This window comes from Alcanivorax sp., assembly GCF_040119285.1.
GTDB lineage: Bacteria > Pseudomonadota > Gammaproteobacteria > Pseudomonadales > Alcanivoracaceae > Alcanivorax.
In genome coordinates, this window is the sequence record NZ_JBEDTY010000039.1 from 44,883 (window position 1) to 61,293 (window position 16,411).

General features: G+C 56.7%; 13 protein-coding genes. 6 read left to right on the forward strand and 7 right to left on the reverse strand.

Going from position 1 to position 16,411, the window contains the following annotated elements; translation table 11 throughout:
* The first annotated feature begins 85 nt into the window (after window positions 1-85).
* From ABNH10_RS15490 to ABNH10_RS15500, 3 genes are all read left to right on the forward strand, one after another.
* The gene (locus ABNH10_RS15490; RefSeq protein ID WP_349386762.1) at window positions 86-1,444 is read left to right on the forward strand and encodes a D-arabinono-1,4-lactone oxidase; all 1,359 of its coding nucleotides are present in this window, start codon (window positions 86-88) and stop codon (window positions 1,442-1,444) included.
* Between the two features lie 48 nt (window positions 1,445-1,492).
* Window positions 1,493-2,788, forward strand: coding sequence for an alanine racemase (locus ABNH10_RS15495; protein WP_349386763.1), 1,296 nt, complete (start codon window positions 1,493-1,495; stop codon window positions 2,786-2,788).
* A gap of 282 nt (window positions 2,789-3,070) precedes the next feature.
* Window positions 3,071-3,436, forward strand: coding sequence for a NirD/YgiW/YdeI family stress tolerance protein (locus ABNH10_RS15500; protein ID WP_349386764.1), 366 nt, complete (start codon window positions 3,071-3,073; stop codon window positions 3,434-3,436).
* A gap of 328 nt (window positions 3,437-3,764) precedes the next feature.
* Here ABNH10_RS15500 and ABNH10_RS15505 read toward each other — a convergent pair whose 3' ends face one another.
* Both ABNH10_RS15505 and ABNH10_RS15510 read right to left on the reverse strand, forming a co-directional pair.
* Window positions 3,765-6,038: a TonB-dependent receptor domain-containing protein gene (locus ABNH10_RS15505; protein ID WP_349386765.1), complete on the reverse strand. Its 2,274-nt coding sequence runs from the start codon at window positions 6,036-6,038 to the stop codon at window positions 3,765-3,767.
* Window positions 6,039-6,223: 185 nt separating this feature from the next.
* Window positions 6,224-7,720 (reverse strand): amidase, encoded by a 1,497-nt coding sequence (locus tag ABNH10_RS15510; RefSeq protein ID WP_349386766.1) that lies wholly within the window; start codon window positions 7,718-7,720, stop codon window positions 6,224-6,226.
* 150 nt (window positions 7,721-7,870) lie between these two features.
* Between ABNH10_RS15510 and ABNH10_RS15515 the strand changes: the two genes are divergently transcribed.
* The gene (locus ABNH10_RS15515; protein ID WP_349386767.1) at window positions 7,871-8,881 is read left to right on the forward strand and encodes a zinc-binding alcohol dehydrogenase family protein; all 1,011 of its coding nucleotides are present in this window, start codon (window positions 7,871-7,873) and stop codon (window positions 8,879-8,881) included.
* Window positions 8,882-8,974: 93 nt separating this feature from the next.
* Here the strand turns inward: ABNH10_RS15515 and ABNH10_RS15520 are convergent, their stop codons facing one another.
* Both ABNH10_RS15520 and ABNH10_RS15525 read right to left on the reverse strand, forming a co-directional pair.
* The gene (locus ABNH10_RS15520) at window positions 8,975-10,009 is read right to left on the reverse strand and encodes a metal-dependent hydrolase (protein ID WP_349386768.1); all 1,035 of its coding nucleotides are present in this window, start codon (window positions 10,007-10,009) and stop codon (window positions 8,975-8,977) included.
* Window positions 10,010-10,099: 90 nt separating this feature from the next.
* A complete protein-coding gene (locus ABNH10_RS15525; protein ID WP_349386769.1) occupies window positions 10,100-10,672 on the reverse strand; it encodes a DUF2780 domain-containing protein in 573 nt (190 codons plus the stop codon).
* Window positions 10,673-10,981: 309 nt separating this feature from the next.
* Between ABNH10_RS15525 and ABNH10_RS15530 the strand changes: the two genes are divergently transcribed.
* Window positions 10,982-13,168, forward strand: a complete 2,187-nt coding sequence (locus tag ABNH10_RS15530; RefSeq protein WP_349386770.1) for a TonB-dependent siderophore receptor — start codon at window positions 10,982-10,984, stop codon at window positions 13,166-13,168.
* A 50-nt stretch (window positions 13,169-13,218) separates the two neighbouring features.
* On the opposite strand, the gene ABNH10_RS15535 is transcribed toward ABNH10_RS15530, so the two are convergent.
* The 3 genes from ABNH10_RS15535 to ABNH10_RS15545 all read right to left on the reverse strand — a co-directional run bounded on the left by ABNH10_RS15535 (window position 13,219) and on the right by ABNH10_RS15545 (window position 15,389).
* Window positions 13,219-14,067, reverse strand: a complete 849-nt coding sequence (locus ABNH10_RS15535) for a CvfB family protein (protein ID WP_349386771.1) — start codon at window positions 14,065-14,067, stop codon at window positions 13,219-13,221.
* A 200-nt stretch (window positions 14,068-14,267) separates the two neighbouring features.
* The gene (locus ABNH10_RS15540) at window positions 14,268-14,804 is read right to left on the reverse strand and encodes a DUF2058 domain-containing protein (protein WP_349386772.1); all 537 of its coding nucleotides are present in this window, start codon (window positions 14,802-14,804) and stop codon (window positions 14,268-14,270) included.
* 60 nt (window positions 14,805-14,864) lie between these two features.
* Complete coding sequence (locus tag ABNH10_RS15545; RefSeq protein WP_349386773.1) at window positions 14,865-15,389, reverse strand: DUF4262 domain-containing protein; 525 nt, start codon at window positions 15,387-15,389, stop codon at window positions 14,865-14,867.
* 148 nt (window positions 15,390-15,537) lie between these two features.
* Here ABNH10_RS15545 and ABNH10_RS15550 point away from each other — a divergent pair, with 148 nt between their 5' ends.
* Entirely contained in the window at window positions 15,538-16,281 is a 744-nt protein-coding gene (locus ABNH10_RS15550; protein WP_349386774.1) for a TIGR04219 family outer membrane beta-barrel protein, read from the forward strand.
* The last annotated feature ends 130 nt before the right edge of the window (window positions 16,282-16,411 follow it).

Here is a 16,411-nt window from a genome sequence, read left to right on the forward strand (position 1 = left end):
CTAGAATGGGCGCCGGCTCACAGAGCAGGGTGGCGCCCAAATTCCAGCGTGGTACGATCGTACGAAAAATACAACAAGGTCGCCCATGCCTGCTTTTTCGTCACTGAACCGCCGTGCTTTTTTGAAATCCCTGGCCGCCACTGGCGCTCTAGGCTCAATGAGCCCTAGCCAACTGCTCGCCGACACGAGCAAAGCCGCCACCTGGCAAAATTGGTCAGGGAATCAGCAAGCCAAGCCAAGCCAGTTACTGTTCCCCCGTAACCAGGACGAACTGCGCGATGCGGTTACGCCTGGCACCGGTACCCTGCGCGCCTTTGGTGGCAGCCACTCATTCAGTGCGGTGGCCCCCTCTAACGACACCATGATTTCGCTTGAAGCCATGGGGGGACTACGCCACCAAAATGAAGACCTGTTTACCTGGGGCGGCGGCACCCGGCTGGCCATGGCCAGCGCCCAGGCCCATAGCCTGGGCTACAGTTTCAGCAATGAACCGGACATTAATTTGCAGTCCCTTGCCGGGGCCATTGCCACCAGCACTCACGGAACCGGCACCGGCCTTACCAGCATGTCCGGGCAAGTGGATGCTATTCGCCTGATGCTGCCCAGTGGCGAACTACTGGAATTAAACGCCGATGGCGGGGATCACTTCCTTGCCGCCTGCTGTAACGTCGGCGCACTGGGTATTGTCTCAGATATCACTTTGCGCCATCAGCCAGCCTATCGACTCAAGGAGCGAACCTGGACTCTGCCCCTTCGTGAGGCCATGGATTATGTGCAGAAGGAGAAAGACAACTACCGCCATATTGAAATCTTCCCCTTCCCGCTCGGCAAGCAGGCCATCGTCAAAACATTGGAAATCACCGACGACCCGAAGAATGGCCCGCCGCGCCAGGATGAAAATGACATCCTGGAAATCGCCTGCAAACTGGCCATGCATGCCGGCTGGCTGACCCCAACCTTGCAAACGCTCGCCACGAAATTTGTCGAAGAAGCCACCTTCACCGGGCCGTCCCACAAGGTGTTTGCCAACCATCGCACCGTACGTTTCAACGAGATGGAATACAGCGTGCCTGCTGAAGACGGCATGGCTTGCCTGGAAGAAGTGTGCGACGCCATTCGTCAGCATGACATCAATGTTTTCTTTCCCATTGAATTTCGCTTTGTGGCCGCCGACAACAACCTGCTATCCATGTTCTATCAGCAACCCAGCGCCAGCCTGTCTATACACCAATACTACGAACAGGACTATCAGCCCCTCTTCGGTGTGGTTGAACCTATTCTGCGCCGCTACGCCGGACGCCCCCACTGGGGCAAAATTCACAGCCTGGAACGCGAAGAATTGACGGAGTTGTACCCCGCTTTTGAGCGCTTTCAAGCGGTACGTCGTGAGCTGGACCCACAAGGACGCATGCTGAATGACCATCTCAAGACGCTGTTTACGTAGTGCGAGGTTTGCCTGCACCGTCTTCATTGATAGCAAAAGGGGGCGTTTATGAAACGCCGTGGACTTCTAATCGCGATGGCCACCCTGGCCGCCAGTGGCTGGCTGCTAAGGCCGAGCAATCAGGGCCAACCCCACGGCGATTACTTTCAAACCATCAACGACTACCTGCGTCGCGTCGGACCGGGCCGCCCCTTGATGCTCATCGATCGCCAACGACTGGCCGCCAACTGCAAGACACTGATGAGCATGATGCCCCGCCACTGCCAGCTTCGCATCGTGGCCAAATCCCTACCCAGCGTCCCCCTTATTCAGGAAGTAATGACCCACACCGGCAGCCGGCGGATAATGGTATTCCATCAACCTTTTATGAACGCTCTGGCCGATGCCGAACCCGACTGTGACATGCTACTGGGTAAACCCATGCCGATTCGGGCAGCACGACGTTTCTATTCTGAGTTGAGCCACAATGAACAGAGCCATCCCAGCCCGTTCAAACCGGACCAACAACTGCAGTGGCTGATTGATTCCTCCACTCGCCTAGAGCAATACCTGAGCCTTGCCCGCGAGCAGCAACGACGTCTCAACATCAACATTGAAATCGATGTGGGCCTGCACCGGGGCGGGCTTACCGACCCCCAGCAACTGGACGCCATGATCGCGCTGATTGAGGCCCACCCCGAGCAGCTACGCTTTAGTGGCTTCATGGGCTACGACGCTCACGTGGGTAGACTACCCGGTTTTGTACAGAGCGCAGAAGAAGGCCACCGGGAAACGGAGGCCCTCTACCACCAGTATATCCACAGGTTGTACCGACTGAATCCGACCTATCGAAAACAAGACCTGTGCTTTAACGGTGCCGGCAGCCCAACGCTGGCGCTCTATGACGACAGCACCGTGGTCAACGAACTCAGTGCCGGCTCCTGCCTGGTCAAGGCCAGCGACTTTGATTTGCCACTACTGCAACGCTTCCAACCCGCGGCCTTTATTGCCGCCCCGGTGATCAAGCAACTGAATGGCCTCCCCCTGCCCGGCCCACTACCACTGGGCGAACTCTGGCAAAGCTGGGACACCAATCGCCGGCAAAGCTATTTTATTTACGGCGGTTACTGGAAAGCCGAACCGATTTCTCCGCCTGGCATCCAGGCCAACCCGCTATACGGCGCCAGCAGTAACCAGATGATGTACAACGCCAGCGAAGACACCGCACTAGAGGTCGACGATCTATTATTCCTCCGCCCCACACAAAGCGAATTTGTATTGCTGCAATTCGGAGACTTGGCGGTATGGGAAAACGGCGCCGTTAGCGACTGGTGGCCCCCGCTTCCCCAAGCCAACGGGGCCTGAGCCCTGGCCGGTTTCCACACGGCAAAGTGAACAAGAACAGCTGAAGGGCGAGATAGCCACCTTCGCGCCACAGCCTCCAGTAGGGGCCACAAGAATAGCCAACGCCCGCGACAGACGGCCGTTAAGAAACCACACCCCAGCCTTGCCTGCCCAGGTATTCGTCCACGTTTAATGGCTACCTATGGCCCATAGCGTATTTAACTTAACTTTTACAAAAGCCGGGAACGTTCCGCCCTTATTAGCCACTAAACTTGTGATACATCATACCAAGGAGGATGACTCATGAAAAAATTGATTCTTGCATCAATACTGTTGGGCGCCACCGCCACCGTTACCGCTGGCGATATCATTACCACTGACAGCGCGGCGATCACTCAGGGCATCAAGGAAGGCACTGAGGTACGCATGGACGGTGAAGTGGTTCAGGCACTCGGTGATGAGCGTTATTTGCTGCGCGACATCAAAGGCCAAGTCGAGATCGAGTTAGATGAAGATCTCACTGCAGAGCGTCCGATGAAAGCCGGCACCCGACTTTCCTTTACCGGCGAAGTGGACCACGACGATGGTCGCAGCATTGTAAAGGTAACCAAGGTTCATTCTGTAAAAGGTGCGCCTGACAGCGCCCCAACCGCAACGATCAGTAATTAATACCTGATCCACTGCTCCAACCTTGTTAACGGCGACCTACGGGTCGCCGTTTCTATTACACCTTTTTATCTCGCTCCAACCCCCTCCTGCGCCTTTAACCGCCAGCCCGGCAGCCCACATGGCCACGCTTAGTCACAACTAGAGAGCTGGTCCCGAGTGTCTGGCAAGGTGAAGGTGGGCGCCGTTCTGTCAAACGTGCATCCCTATCCAGCTTCCAAGATGGCGTCTGTCGCGCAATAGCAAAACGGCATGGCAAATTACTTCACCATGCCGTTTTATTTTCACTCCCATACTGCACTTGAGTGCAGCCCAGTTTCCAAGACATTACTTAGAAGGTCGCTTGCAGACCCACCCAGAAGTTACGACGGGCATCCTTGTTGTTGTAGTCATCGTAGTACTCCACCTCATAGCCACCACTACCGTCATCCACGAAGCCCACCTCATAGGTAGTAAAGTCCTCATCCAGCAGGTTGTTAATCCGGGCATGCAAGGTGACAGATTTGTTGAGCGCCAAACGGGCACCAAGGTGATAAATCTCATAGTCCTTCCAGTATTCACCACCGCTGGCATCTGTACTGCCAAAGCCCCGGAAGCGATCCTGGCGCCCTTCTACCGTCAGAAACATGGCAAACGCCTGGGTGGTTTGCCAATCCAGCGTGCCGTTAAACATATGCCGTGCTGTACCGGTGAGGGGGTAGCCTTTCTCTTCCCCGCTTTTCTGTTCACTGTCGATATAGGTGTAATTGGCACGTAGCGACCAACGCGGGGAGATCTGGTAGCGCCCTGCCACTTCCACACCTTGAATCACCGCTTCATCCACATTCATTGGCTGGGTAACAATACCGCCCACCGTGTCATAGTCCCCCAGGTCCACACAGGGCGTTTGCCCACCAGTGGCTGAACACAACGCGCTGTCTTGGCGAACAATCTTGTCTTTAAAGTCGTTATGGAACACCGTCAGGTTAGCGCTATGTCGGTTCGGACTTTCCCAATAAAGAGCGATTTCAGAATTGACGCTGGTTTCCGGCTCCAAATCCGGGTTGCCCACCCAGGGGCGTGTGCCCTGCCCGCCAAAGCCGGTAATGCCGTCGTATAAGTCAGTGGTTTTGGGGGTCTTATAGCCCGTGCTGACACCGCCTTTCACCGTCCAGCTTGGTGAAAGCGTATAAACACCATAGAGGCGCGGGCTAATCTGATCGCCAAAGGTTTCATGATTGTCGTAACGCACACCCGCTGTCAGCGTAAACGGCTCCACCGGCGTCCAGTTATCTTCGGCATACAGCGCCCAGAAATTATTCTCAAACACCTCGCCCGCATCACCACTCTCTAGGCCGAACACGCCATCTTCCAACTCACCGCGAAGAATCTGGGTACCTACCACCACAAAGTGCTGATCATTGATGGGCAGGTCCAGCTTACCGTCCAGGCGCAGCTCGCTGCTTTCCAGAGTCCGTTCCGGGCGTGGCAAGAAAGTGGAGCCTAGCACGGCAAGGCAAGCGTCACTGCCGGCATCCGCAACACAATCCGCATTGGTGGCAACGATGTCGTCATATTGCTGACGCTCATCCGCGGTCAGTGGCAAGGTACGCCCTTCATTATTGGTGGCCAAATAGGTCAACGAAACATTGCTGAAACCAAAGCCCCACTCCCCCTCGTGAGTCAGCGCTATTTGCTCACGGGTGAACTCCTGGTCTTCTGCATAGCCGGCTCGGGGTAACCGATCAGCGCTATCATGGGTGCCCAACTGACTCTCTGAGTTGTCGTAGGTTTGCACGGAATCATCATAATCCAGCGAGATACGCTGATTATCCGTGGGGGTCCACCGCAAAGTGAAACCCAGAGCCGTGTCCTCATTGTCTACGGTACGACCACCGCTGCCAAAACCAAGCTCTCTCTCCTGGAGTACCCCACTCGGATCGGTCACCGGATCATATTCCGGGCTGGATGCATCCTGGTCGTAGAGACTGCCTCGCAACGCCAGGCCAAACTGATCGCCCAACGGGCCAGACACGGAGAAATCCGTTGAGGTCGCATCACCGTACTGGTCATATTCCTGAATAGTGCGACTCACGTTGATGCTGCCGCCCCATTTTTCGTACTCTTTTTTGGTGATGATATTAATCACCCCACCAATGGCATCCGCGCCATAAAGAGTGGACGCCGGCCCACGGATAACTTCGATGCGTTCAATGGCTTCTAGCGGCGGCATATGATTAAACTGGTTGCCGCCAAAATTGTTGGGGTAGATATCACCGTGATTATTTTGCCGACGGCCATCAATGAGGATTAGCGTATAGTCCGCCCCCATGCCCCGCATGGAGATGGTGGACTGGCCAGTCTTGTCACGGGTTTCCCCCACATCGACCCCTTCCAGCTCACGCACCGCATCCACCACGGAGGTGAAAGGCCGGCTATGCAGTTCCTGTTGGCTAATTACCGAAATACTGGCTGGAGCAGCGGTAATTTTCTGCTCGAAACCAGCGGCAGAAATTACCGTGACCGCACCCAGTTCATGGGCCGTATCCTCCTGCGCAACCGCCGGTAAAGCTAGGCCGTTAGCCACAACACCTGCCAGAATTGGCATCCCCAAAGACCGCTTCATCCTCTACCCCCACATTGCCTATCAATCAAAACGGGGGAGAGTATTCCCTAAACAATAACCATTATCAAATGAGAACAATATTCATTTTGTAATCTTTGTAAGGCCTTCTACGATTGTCGATGAACGTGAGGAGCAGTAGCCGTGGGCCTTACGAACCCTACCTTGCGATACGCTCCGGCAGGGCATTACATCGGCACCTTGTTGAACCACGGTGCCGCCTCTTCCAGTTGCGCCGCCAGAGCCAGCAGCTTGCCTTCATCCCCATGGCCACCAACAAACTGGGAACCCAGCGGCAGGCCCATGTTTCCTGAAGAAGAATCACACCAGTGCAGTGGCACCGACATGGCAGGCACACCAATGACATTGGCAAACTGGGTGAACGGCATGTATTTGAAGTTTTCTATGGCCACCTGCTCAATCATGCCGGTTTTCATCAACAGCTTTTCCCCGCCTACCTTGAGTAACACCTTCAGAGCGGTCTGTTGCCACGGCGGTGTCGTCATAGCGCCGATGCCGACCGGGGGTGACGCCAGAGTAGGGGTCAACCAGAAATCGTACTGTTCCAGGAAAGCATCCATGGCGATCATGTATAGCTGCCAACGGGTCTGGCACTTCACATATTCATGGGCCGGGGTAGCACGGCCAAAAGCGGCAATGGCCAGAGTGTCCAGCTCAAAGCCCTCATCACCGCAACCGGTAATAGTCTTCACCTCATCCACTTCGGCAGCACACTGGCCAAACCAAACCGACAGCCAATCCATGCACATCTGTTTGGCGTCCATCTGCGGCTCGGCCTCTTCCACTTCGTGGCCCAAGTCCCGTAACAACGCCACGGTTTTCTCCACCGCCCGGATCGCCTCTGAATCCACATCGGTGCCTAGCGGCGAGCGAGTCGAAAAGCCAATACGCAGCTTGCCGGGGCGACTGGCCGCAGACAGGGCGTAAGCCTGCTCCGGCGGAGCAATCTGAAACAGGCTGCCACGCTCGTCACCCTGGGTAATATCCAGCAGCAACGCACTGTCACGGACGCTACGGGTCAGCACGTGGTTTACCGCTATTCCATGCATGGCCTCAGTAAATTCCGGCCCCCAGGGGGTGCGCCCACGGCCCGGCTTGAGCCCGAACAGCCCACAACAGGCAGCGGGAATCCGAATACTGCCGCCGCCATCATTGGCGCCGGCTACCGGCACCACACCCGCAGCCACCATGGCTGCCGAGCCCCCGGACGAGCCACCGGGAGTGTGATCCAGGTTCCAGGGGTTACGCGCCGGCCCGAACGAATCCGGCTCGGTAACGCCCTTGGCGCCAAATTCCGGTGTATTGGTGCGGCCGAACGGTACCAGCCCGCCCTGTTTCCAGCGTGCCACCAGGGTAGAATCTCTTTGCGCATGGACATCACGGGCCTTGCGCGCTTTATTGCCCTGATAGTTGGGCGCACCGCCTATTTCCTGAAAAAGATCTTTTACCAGCATGGGCACACCCGCCAGCGGTCCACTCAAGGGCCCCGCGGCCTGTTTTCGGGCCATGTCGTACAACGGAATAATCAAACCATTTAATTGCGGGTTCACCGCGTCGGCACGGGCAATCGCCAGCTCCAGTAATTCCATCGCCGTGACCTCCCCCCGCGCCACCAGCTCGGCAAGCCCGATGGCATCAAACTGGCGGTATTCTGCAAACTTCATTGTGCTCTCCCTTTTGCTATCCCGAAGCGCAGGAATGGCCTGCTACCAGACGATCAAACCATACTGTGGCATAGTCTGCGCAGCCAAGTATGCTTAATCATTGTGACCAGCACTTGAAAGAATACGTTAGCGATCCACGAGGGAGCCAGAATGAAAGCCATTGGATTCAATCGACCCAGAGCCATAGAAGATGTACACGCCCTGGAGGACATCCAGCTGGATCTTCCCTCTCCTAGTCCCCGGGACCTACTGGTGGCCGTACACGCTATCTCGGTCAACCCCATTGATACCAAGCTTCGCCAACGCCCCCTGGATCAGCCTGGTTACCGAGTACTGGGGTTTGATGCTGCCGGCGTGGTGGAAGCGGTGGGCGGGGAAGTGGAAAACTTCAACGTGGGCGACCGGGTCTGGTATGCCGGCGCCGTGCAACGCCAGGGCAGCAATGCGCAGTACCAGTGCGTTGATGAACGGCTAGTGGCAAAAAAACCGAATAGCCTGGGCATGCAGGAAGCGGCTGCGCTCCCCCTCACAACCTTAACCGCCTGGGAGGCACTGGAAGATCAACTCGGTTTTCGACCCGGAGAGTGTGAGGGAAAAAGTGTGCTGGTGATTGGTGGCGCAGGGGGTGTGGGATCCATCGCTATCCAACTAGCCGCCCACTATTTTGGTCTTAAGGTGATCACCACTGCGGGTCGCGAAACCTCTGCAAACTGGTGCCAAAGCCTCGGCGCCCATCATATCGTGGACTACCGCAAGCCATTGCTACCGCAGCTGGAGGCCATTGGTTGCCCGCAGATTGACGGCATCTTCATCACCCAAAATCTGGACGACTATTGGGCCACTGCCTGCCAAGCCGTCGCACCGCTGGGAGGCATCTGCTCCATCGTCGATGCCCGTGCGCCACTGGATCTGAATCCCCTTAAGGCCAAGAGTGCGCGCTTCAGCTGGGAATTCATGTTCACCCGCGCCATGTTCGCTACCGGCATGCAGCATCAAGGCGACATCCTTACCCGGCTCAGCGAACTGGTGGATCAAGGCACAGTCCAGACCACCGTCAGCGAAGGCCTGGGCACCATTAATGCCGCCAACCTGAAAGAAGCCCACCGACGGCTGGAGTCCGGCAGCACAGTAGGAAAACTGGTTCTTGCTGGCTGGGACTAACCCCGATAATGCCTGGGTTGAATGGCTCTGCCACCATCACCAGCGACGAAAGAAACCGTTACAGCCGCATCCATGAGCGCCTTTACTGTGCGATTAACGGCAACCGCGACCCTCCAGCGGTGCTGACAAGGTAGACAAACACAACCCCGGCGGACGCGACAGGGTGCGAGACAGCAGGGTCGGCCAAGCCTGTGGATGCGTCATCGGCCGAAGCACCCGGCGGGTGGCCATTAAGGGCTGCCACTCTGCACCTTGGCGGGTGGCCAAAACAAACTGGAATGGATGCAGCCCTGGTAGCCCAAGACGAATATCCGTGGCCAGCAGCTCATCGCCATGCACCTCTACCGCCACAAAACCTCGGGTAAAGTGCAATAGGGTTTGTCCCGCGGGAAGCACCTCAATCGCCGCCAGCCGTGACGCATCGCGGGGAAATGATTCCACCTGCAACGGCACATCCTGATCGAGAAGGCCGGTGAGAATTTCCAGCCTCTGTTGCTCACCCAGCACGGTGATCCGCCACAGCAAAGTGGAGAACGGCATTGGCTGCACTAATCGTGGCGCCTCTGAAAGTCCGCGATCGGCCAGGGCCGGCATGACTCGCTGGGTCATCGCATACTGGGCAACCAGGCTCCACACCAGATACAACGAGGACAGCGCCAAGCCGCCGATCAGCACCCGTGCCGACGACGGCTTTGCTATCGCCCACAGCACGCCAATCAGCAGCGGCAAGGTATAAAGCGGATCGATAATGAAGACACTACTGATGGCCACCGGCACGCCTAGTGGCCAGAACAATTGCGTGCCATAGGTGGTGAAAGCATCCAGCAACGGATGGGTTATCAGGCACAAGCCGGTGAATAACCACCAACGCCATAAAGAAATCCGCGTCTGCCAGCGAGCCAGGCAGGCGGCCAGCAAAAAAGAGAAGGGCAGCAACACCAACAGGGAATGACTGAAGCCACGATGTTCAGTGAAATTGGCCACCGCATCGCCGTAGTCAATCAACACATCCAGATCGGGCAAGGTCCCAAGCAGCGCACCACCGAGTAAAGCCCAGCGGCCCAGAGGGCGGGAAAGAACGGCGCCGCCCACAGAGGCGCCCAGCACGGCCTGTGACAATGAATCCATGAATTACTCAACGCCGCAGACAGGGCGATAGTGTTCGCCCGGCCTGCCAACAGCCCGTCAATACGGCATAAGGCGCCGCTCCATCACACCTTAACCTGCCACACCCCACATACCTTTCAGGCTGTTCAAGGCAGTGGCACCAACGCCTTCCCCATCCAGAAAGCCGAGAATTTTCGGTGCGAACTGGGAGATCATTTCCGGGCTCAAGCCTAGGGCGCTAAAGGCTGTGGATACGCCCTGCAAGGACGCAATATTACCCAGCATGGAAGACGCCATGCCATCGCCGCCACCCAGCAGCGAATCCAAACCGGGCACCTTGTTCATGATGCCGCTGAACTGATCACCAGACAGGTTGTTCTGGGCCATAGCCAGTAAGGCACCGGCACCGCCTGCCGCCTGTTGCTGCGTGACACCCAGGTCGGTTGAGAGAGAATCCACTAATGCCTTGGCTTCACCGGTCACTGCCATCTGACTGTTGGCGCTATCCATGGCACCGGTGGCCGCTTCGTTGGCCTGATTCACGCTGGAGTTGGCCTTGTTAGAGGCGTCGGTCACGGCCTTGTTCGCCGAGTCAGTCATGGACTTCAGATCAAACGCCTGGGCCGGCGCACTCAAAACCAAACACAAAGAGGCCCCCATCAGGCCAAAACGGAAAGCATTCATCGTTACTCCTTAATTATCATCAATCGTCTCTACTCAGAGAGGAACAGTATGGCAAACCTTACCCATGCAAAAAGGCGAGGGCCATCACTTTGTGCCAGGGCTTCTGCGCTTATCTCTGCCGCTACAGCGCCTACAGCATAATCATCGTCCCGGCCTCACAGGTAGCTCCATGGCTACTTTGATTCAAAAATAGAAACCATTATCATTTGCGTTAAGTGATTCTCGCCAGGCTCCCCCAGCCATCACCTTCCCGATGTCCGTACACCCTGCGTGCATCGCTACTGCATACTATTCATTCCCGGGGGAACCATGCTTGATTTCCGTTTTTCCGCCCTGGCCAGCCTTATGCTGGCATCCGGCGCGGCATATTCCGACACCACAACCGATAGCGAGGCACATACACTAGGCAATATCCATGTCACCACCAGTGGCATGGATAAGCATGATGCCAGTATGACCACCGAAGGCACCGATCGATATGGCACCAACGCCACCAATACCGCGACCCGCATGGTGCTGTCACCCCGTGAAACACCGCAATCCGTTTCCGTGATAACCCGCCAGCAAATGGACGACTTCAACCTCAACAGTGTGGCGGATGTCATGCGACGTACCCCGGGGGTGACCGTAAAAACACAGGACACAGAACGCCTGCAACTGTCTGCCCGTGGCTTTGACATCACCAATTTCCTCTATGACGGTATTCCCTCCACGCGGGCCGGCCAGGCGAAACAAGCCGTCCTTTCCGATACGTTCATCTACGACCGCATCGAAGTATTGCGCGGCGCCAGCGGGCTGCTCAACGGCATTGGCGAGCCCTCTGCCACCGTGAACCTGGTGCGCAAAAAACCTACCCGTGATTTTACTGGCCAAGTGGGTGTGGAGCTAAACAGCTGGGATGGTTATCGCGGAGAATTCGATGCCAGCGGGTCACTGTCCAACAATGGCCGGGTTCGGGGCCGCTTCGTCAGCGCCTACGAACAGGGCGACTCTTTTTTGGATCACTACGAAAACGACAAACAGATCTTCTATGGGGTGGTCGAAGCTGACCTGTTCGATAACACCTTGCTCACCGTGGGCATGGACTACATGGATCATGACCCCAAGGGCTCCACCTGGGGCGGCATCCCGCTGTTCTACAGCGACGGCGGCATCGCCGACCTGGACCGCGACCTGAACCCGGCCACCGACTGGAGCCGTTGGGCCCGGGATACCCAGACGATTTTCCTGAACCTGGAGCACCATTTCGAAAACGGCTGGTACAGCAAGTTTGCCTACAATAATCAGCAGAGCAACTACGACGCTCAGCTAGCCTCCGCCGGTGGCGGCCAGCTTAATCGCGATGGCAGCGGCAAGACACTATGGGCCGGACGCTATGTAGAAGACAAAACCCAGGACACTTTCGATGTCTACGCCAACGGTCCCTTCGCACTGTTTGGCCGCCAACATGAACTGGTGGTGGGTGCCAGTTATTCGGACGCCGAGCGTGATTACACCGGCCAGTCACCGGTTAGTATCAATAACGTGGTACCGGACCTGCTTAATTGGAATGGCGACATTCCAAAACCGGCCTGGGCCGCGCCTACCACCGTGGAGGACCAGAGCAGCAGCCAAACAAGCCTGTACGCCACCGCCCGCTTCAAACCCACTGATCGTCTTGCCGTTATTGCCGGCGGGCAAGTTGTGGACTGGAGACAAGAAACCACAGGCTTTAACGGGCGAGGCCCGATTGACGGCGAATCCTATCAGGAAAATGGCGAAGTGGTTCCCTACCTGGGGGTGGTCTATGACCTAACCGATCACCACTCGGTGTACGCCAGCTACACCCGCATCTTTCAACCGCAAACCGTGCGCGACATCAACAATCAAATTCTGGCCCCGGAAGAAGGCAACAGCTACGAAGCCGGCCTGAAGAGTGAGCTCAATGAGGGCCGCCTAAACACCACCGTCGCGGTGTTTCGTATCAATCAGGATAACCTGGCCGAATCCACCGGCCAGCCCATTCCCGGCGGGCCAGCCAACGCCGAGGCCTACCGCGCCGTGGATGGCGCCGAAACCAATGGCGTTGAGCTGGAAGCAGCCGGCGAGATTCTGGCTGGCTGGCAGGTACAGGCAGGCTACACCTACCGCATTACCGAAGACCCGGATGGCGACGAGCTGAACACCACCTCACCGGAAGACATGATTCGTCTGTCCACCCAGTACCGTTTCCGCGGTGCCCTGAACGGCCTGGCTATCGGCACGGCGGTATCTTGGCAGAACAAAACCTATGCGTTCGTAACCCGCCCCGGGGCCAGCGCCGACTACAAGTTCGTTCAGGAAAGCTACACGCTGGTGGATTTGATGGCCCGCTACCAAGTCACCGCCGCCTTGTCCGTGGGCGCTAACGTGAGCAATCTGACGGACGAAAAGTACTTCAATAACCTGGGGTTTTATAACGGGGGTTACTACGGAGATGCTCGCAAATACAGCCTGAACATGGACTATCGATTCTGATTGTCACGCGGGTAAAGCGCCCCGGATGGAGTACGCCGGGGCGCTTACCGCTATTCGCCTTCAGGAAAGAAGATACGTTCTTTTTCAATGACAATCCGGCGGGCCTTGTAGAGGCCGCCAATGGCTTGCTTGAAGGCATTCTTGCTGCAACGGAAGGTCTGAAAAATGACTTCCGGCGAACTCTTGTCTCCCAGTGGCAACTCGCCGCCGGCGTTTTCCAGCGCCGCCAGAATCTGTTCCGTTAGCCCATCACTCTTGGCCGCCCCCGGCGCATTCAGGGAAAGGCTCAGTTTCTGATCCTCACGCAAACGCTGCACATAGCCGGTCACCCGCTGGCCCGGACGCAGCGGGGCGCGTAACTCGCTGGCCGCAATCATCCCCCAGGCATGATTATCCACCACCACCTTGTAACCCAGATCGGTGCTGTGCGCCGCCACCAGCGACACCTCATCACCCTGCTGATACGCCTGGCAGGTATCTGACAGGAAACGGTCCAGTTGGGCGCTGACCATCAGTCGTCCTTCCCGGTCCGTGGTCAACATCACCAACACCCAGCTTTCTTCTCGCACCGGCCCTTTCTGTTCGGCAAACGGCAGCAGCAAATCCTTGGGCATGCCCCAATCGACAAACGCACCGACCTTGCTGGTGGACACCACTTTCAATAACGCCACCTGGCCAAGCTGTATTCTCGGGGTCCGCAAGCTCGCCATGGGGCGCGCGTCACCGTCGCTGTACAGCGTCACCATGACACTGTCGCCGGGAGCCAGAGACTGGTTTTCCACTTCCCGGGACGGCAGCAGCACCTCGCCCAACTCGCCGCCATCGAGCAGCAAACCGTTACGGATGACCTTTAGAATTTCAAGGGAATGGCGGGTGCCCAGTTTAGGGGTTACGGTCATGGCTCTGGCCTGCTTGGTTGTAAACGTGATGGGAAGAATCTGTGGGGGCCTGCGTAGGGCGTTATTCGCTGCGCTCAGCCTTCGGGCCGCACGGAACTACGTGCGGCATCTTCACTTGGCAAGGTTAGCCCTCTCCCCCTCGATTTCGTAAAAACAATGGATAGAGGGAGCCCTGTTGCTTGTAGCCGGTACCGGGCGCCCTACCACATCAAATCGTCGGGAATCGGGAAGTCTTTGTAGGGATCATCTTCGTCCGCCGCTTCAGTGCCACGCTCATTGAGCAACAACACCGCAGCTGCGTCCCGTTGGCGAATTTTTTCCGCTACCACTGTGGGCACCAACTCGAAGCTCTCACCTAAGGCGACAATGGCGATCTGTCCTCGTTCCAACTGTTTCTGCTGTTTACCAGTTACGTAGGCTTTTTTGATCTTCTTGTCCTGCACGAACTGGAAGGCGACCTCGCCATTCCGCTCTAGCCGACTTTGCTCGATCATCTGCTTGATCTGTGCGGCAATTTCTTTCTTTTCACGCTCGGCCTTACGCTGGGCTTCGCGCTGGCGATCTGCCTCGGCCTTTTCCTCTCGCAGTCGACGGGCACGATCCGCCGGATCTTCCATCTCAATTTCGCCGCGCTTGGCTTTGTTCACATCCTCACGTTTCTGCTGCTTGGCCTTGCGGGCTTTTTTCTCGTCCGCCAGCCCCGCTTTCATTAATTGCTTCTGCAGTGAATTCGCCATGATGCTCTCTCTTTCTCCATAAAAAATGCCCCTTAACAAATAAGGGCTTTCAACAGACGATTAACGCTGGCTCAGCGGTGAGGCCGGGGCCTTGCCCAGCAGCGGCTGAGCGCGATGAAAACGCACATCATAATCGGGCTGCCAAGGAAACACGCCTTTCGGGTCTGGCCAGACCATCTGCAACGCCGGATACGGCGCCGGCAAACTCTGGTAGAACCAGTTAGCGAAGCCCAGGTATTCCTTGTAGTGCGGAAAGGCCACCGGCAAGAACATCACTTCAAGGCCATCGGCAATATCGTTATACAGACGGTACGGCTGATAGGGCTTTTTCAGCCCACGGATGCGTACCGCAGCGCTATCCAGCAACTTGCTGGCCAGTGCATCCTTCAGCCCGACCACAATCAATTCCGGGTGATCCAGATTGAGAAAGTGGCCCACACTGAACGTATAACCGGGCAGGCCATCGCCGCCGGAGACAGCAAAATGGTGCCAGCCCTTGCGTTGGATGTCCGCCAGCAACGTTTTGTCTTCAGCATCTTCCGGCTGCGGGTAACGAAATTTGCCGGGCATTTCATCAAGGAACATAGGGTCATCATCGGTTCAGGCAGTGCCCTGAGGCACTGGCAAGCAGTTAACGCAGTGTGGTCGTAATGATAACAGACTCCGCCTTCACTTGGTGCCACCCTCCGTACCTGCAATACTGGAGCAAATTCAGAACAATGAGGAACGTCCCATGAAACATGCCGGCTTGTTGGTTACCGCGCTACTGACTACCGCCTCCTTCGCCCATGCCGCCCCCGGGCTAACCATTTATGGCGGGGGATACACTTGGGATACCGAGCTGGAAGGCGATGTGGCTTCCGGCGGAGCCAACATCGATATGCAGGATGAACTGGGCTTCGATGAAACCGATCAAAACGTACTCTATCTGGGGGTGGAACATGTTGTGCCGCAGCTGCCCAACGTTCGCCTGCGCTATATTGATCTGTCTGACAGCGCCAGCAATATCATCAGCAACAACTTTGAATTCAACGGACAAACGTTTGTTGCCAATACTCGGGTAGCCACTGATTTCGATCTGGAAATGATAGACGGAACTTTCTATTACAGCCCTCTCAACAACGCTATTAAGGTCGACCTTGGTCTCACCGTACGGCGCATGGACGGCGATCTTCGGCTCGATGGCCCAACCGAAGGCACCAGCCTGAGCATCAATGAAACCTTACCCATGCTCCATGGCGGTGTCCGGGCGGAGCTGCCCCTTTCCGGCCTGTATGTGGGCGGGGAAGTAAACGCCATTGCCTATGATGGCAACAGAATGAACGACTATAACGCCCGGGTAGGCTGGCGCTCGGATTATCTGTTAGGGCTGGAGCTGGGGTACAGCCGCATGAACATCGTGCTCGATGACGTGGATGATCTGGATACCGACCTGGATATTGGCGGGCCCTACCTTGCCATTTCACTGAGTTTCTAAACCGTTAGCGGACCACGCCCGGGGCCTGAGCGGCCCTTGGCGTGCAAGCCGAATAAGACCTAGCATAACCGGACTGACAGCCGGCAGCACCGACAGGAAGGCAAGCCATTGGCTTATAGCTAAGCGCCCT

Coding starts and splice junctions, on each gene's coding strand:
- ABNH10_RS15490 (WP_349386762.1), top strand. CDS start 86: ATGCCTGCTTTTTCGTCACTGAACCGCCGTGCTTTTTTGAAATCCCTG.
- ABNH10_RS15495 (WP_349386763.1), top strand. CDS start 1,493: ATGAAACGCCGTGGACTTCTAATCGCGATGGCCACCCTGGCCGCCAGT.
- ABNH10_RS15500 (WP_349386764.1), top strand. CDS start 3,071: ATGAAAAAATTGATTCTTGCATCAATACTGTTGGGCGCCACCGCCACC.
- ABNH10_RS15505 (WP_349386765.1), bottom strand. CDS start 6,038: ATGAAGCGGTCTTTGGGGATGCCAATTCTGGCAGGTGTTGTGGCTAAC.
- ABNH10_RS15510 (WP_349386766.1), bottom strand. CDS start 7,720: ATGAAGTTTGCAGAATACCGCCAGTTTGATGCCATCGGGCTTGCCGAG.
- ABNH10_RS15515 (WP_349386767.1), top strand. CDS start 7,871: ATGAAAGCCATTGGATTCAATCGACCCAGAGCCATAGAAGATGTACAC.
- ABNH10_RS15520 (WP_349386768.1), bottom strand. CDS start 10,009: ATGGATTCATTGTCACAGGCCGTGCTGGGCGCCTCTGTGGGCGGCGCC.
- ABNH10_RS15525 (WP_349386769.1), bottom strand. CDS start 10,672: ATGAATGCTTTCCGTTTTGGCCTGATGGGGGCCTCTTTGTGTTTGGTT.
- ABNH10_RS15530 (WP_349386770.1), top strand. CDS start 10,982: ATGCTTGATTTCCGTTTTTCCGCCCTGGCCAGCCTTATGCTGGCATCC.
- ABNH10_RS15535 (WP_349386771.1), bottom strand. CDS start 14,067: ATGACCGTAACCCCTAAACTGGGCACCCGCCATTCCCTTGAAATTCTA.
- ABNH10_RS15540 (WP_349386772.1), bottom strand. CDS start 14,804: ATGGCGAATTCACTGCAGAAGCAATTAATGAAAGCGGGGCTGGCGGAC.
- ABNH10_RS15545 (WP_349386773.1), bottom strand. CDS start 15,389: ATGTTCCTTGATGAAATGCCCGGCAAATTTCGTTACCCGCAGCCGGAA.
- ABNH10_RS15550 (WP_349386774.1), top strand. CDS start 15,538: ATGAAACATGCCGGCTTGTTGGTTACCGCGCTACTGACTACCGCCTCC.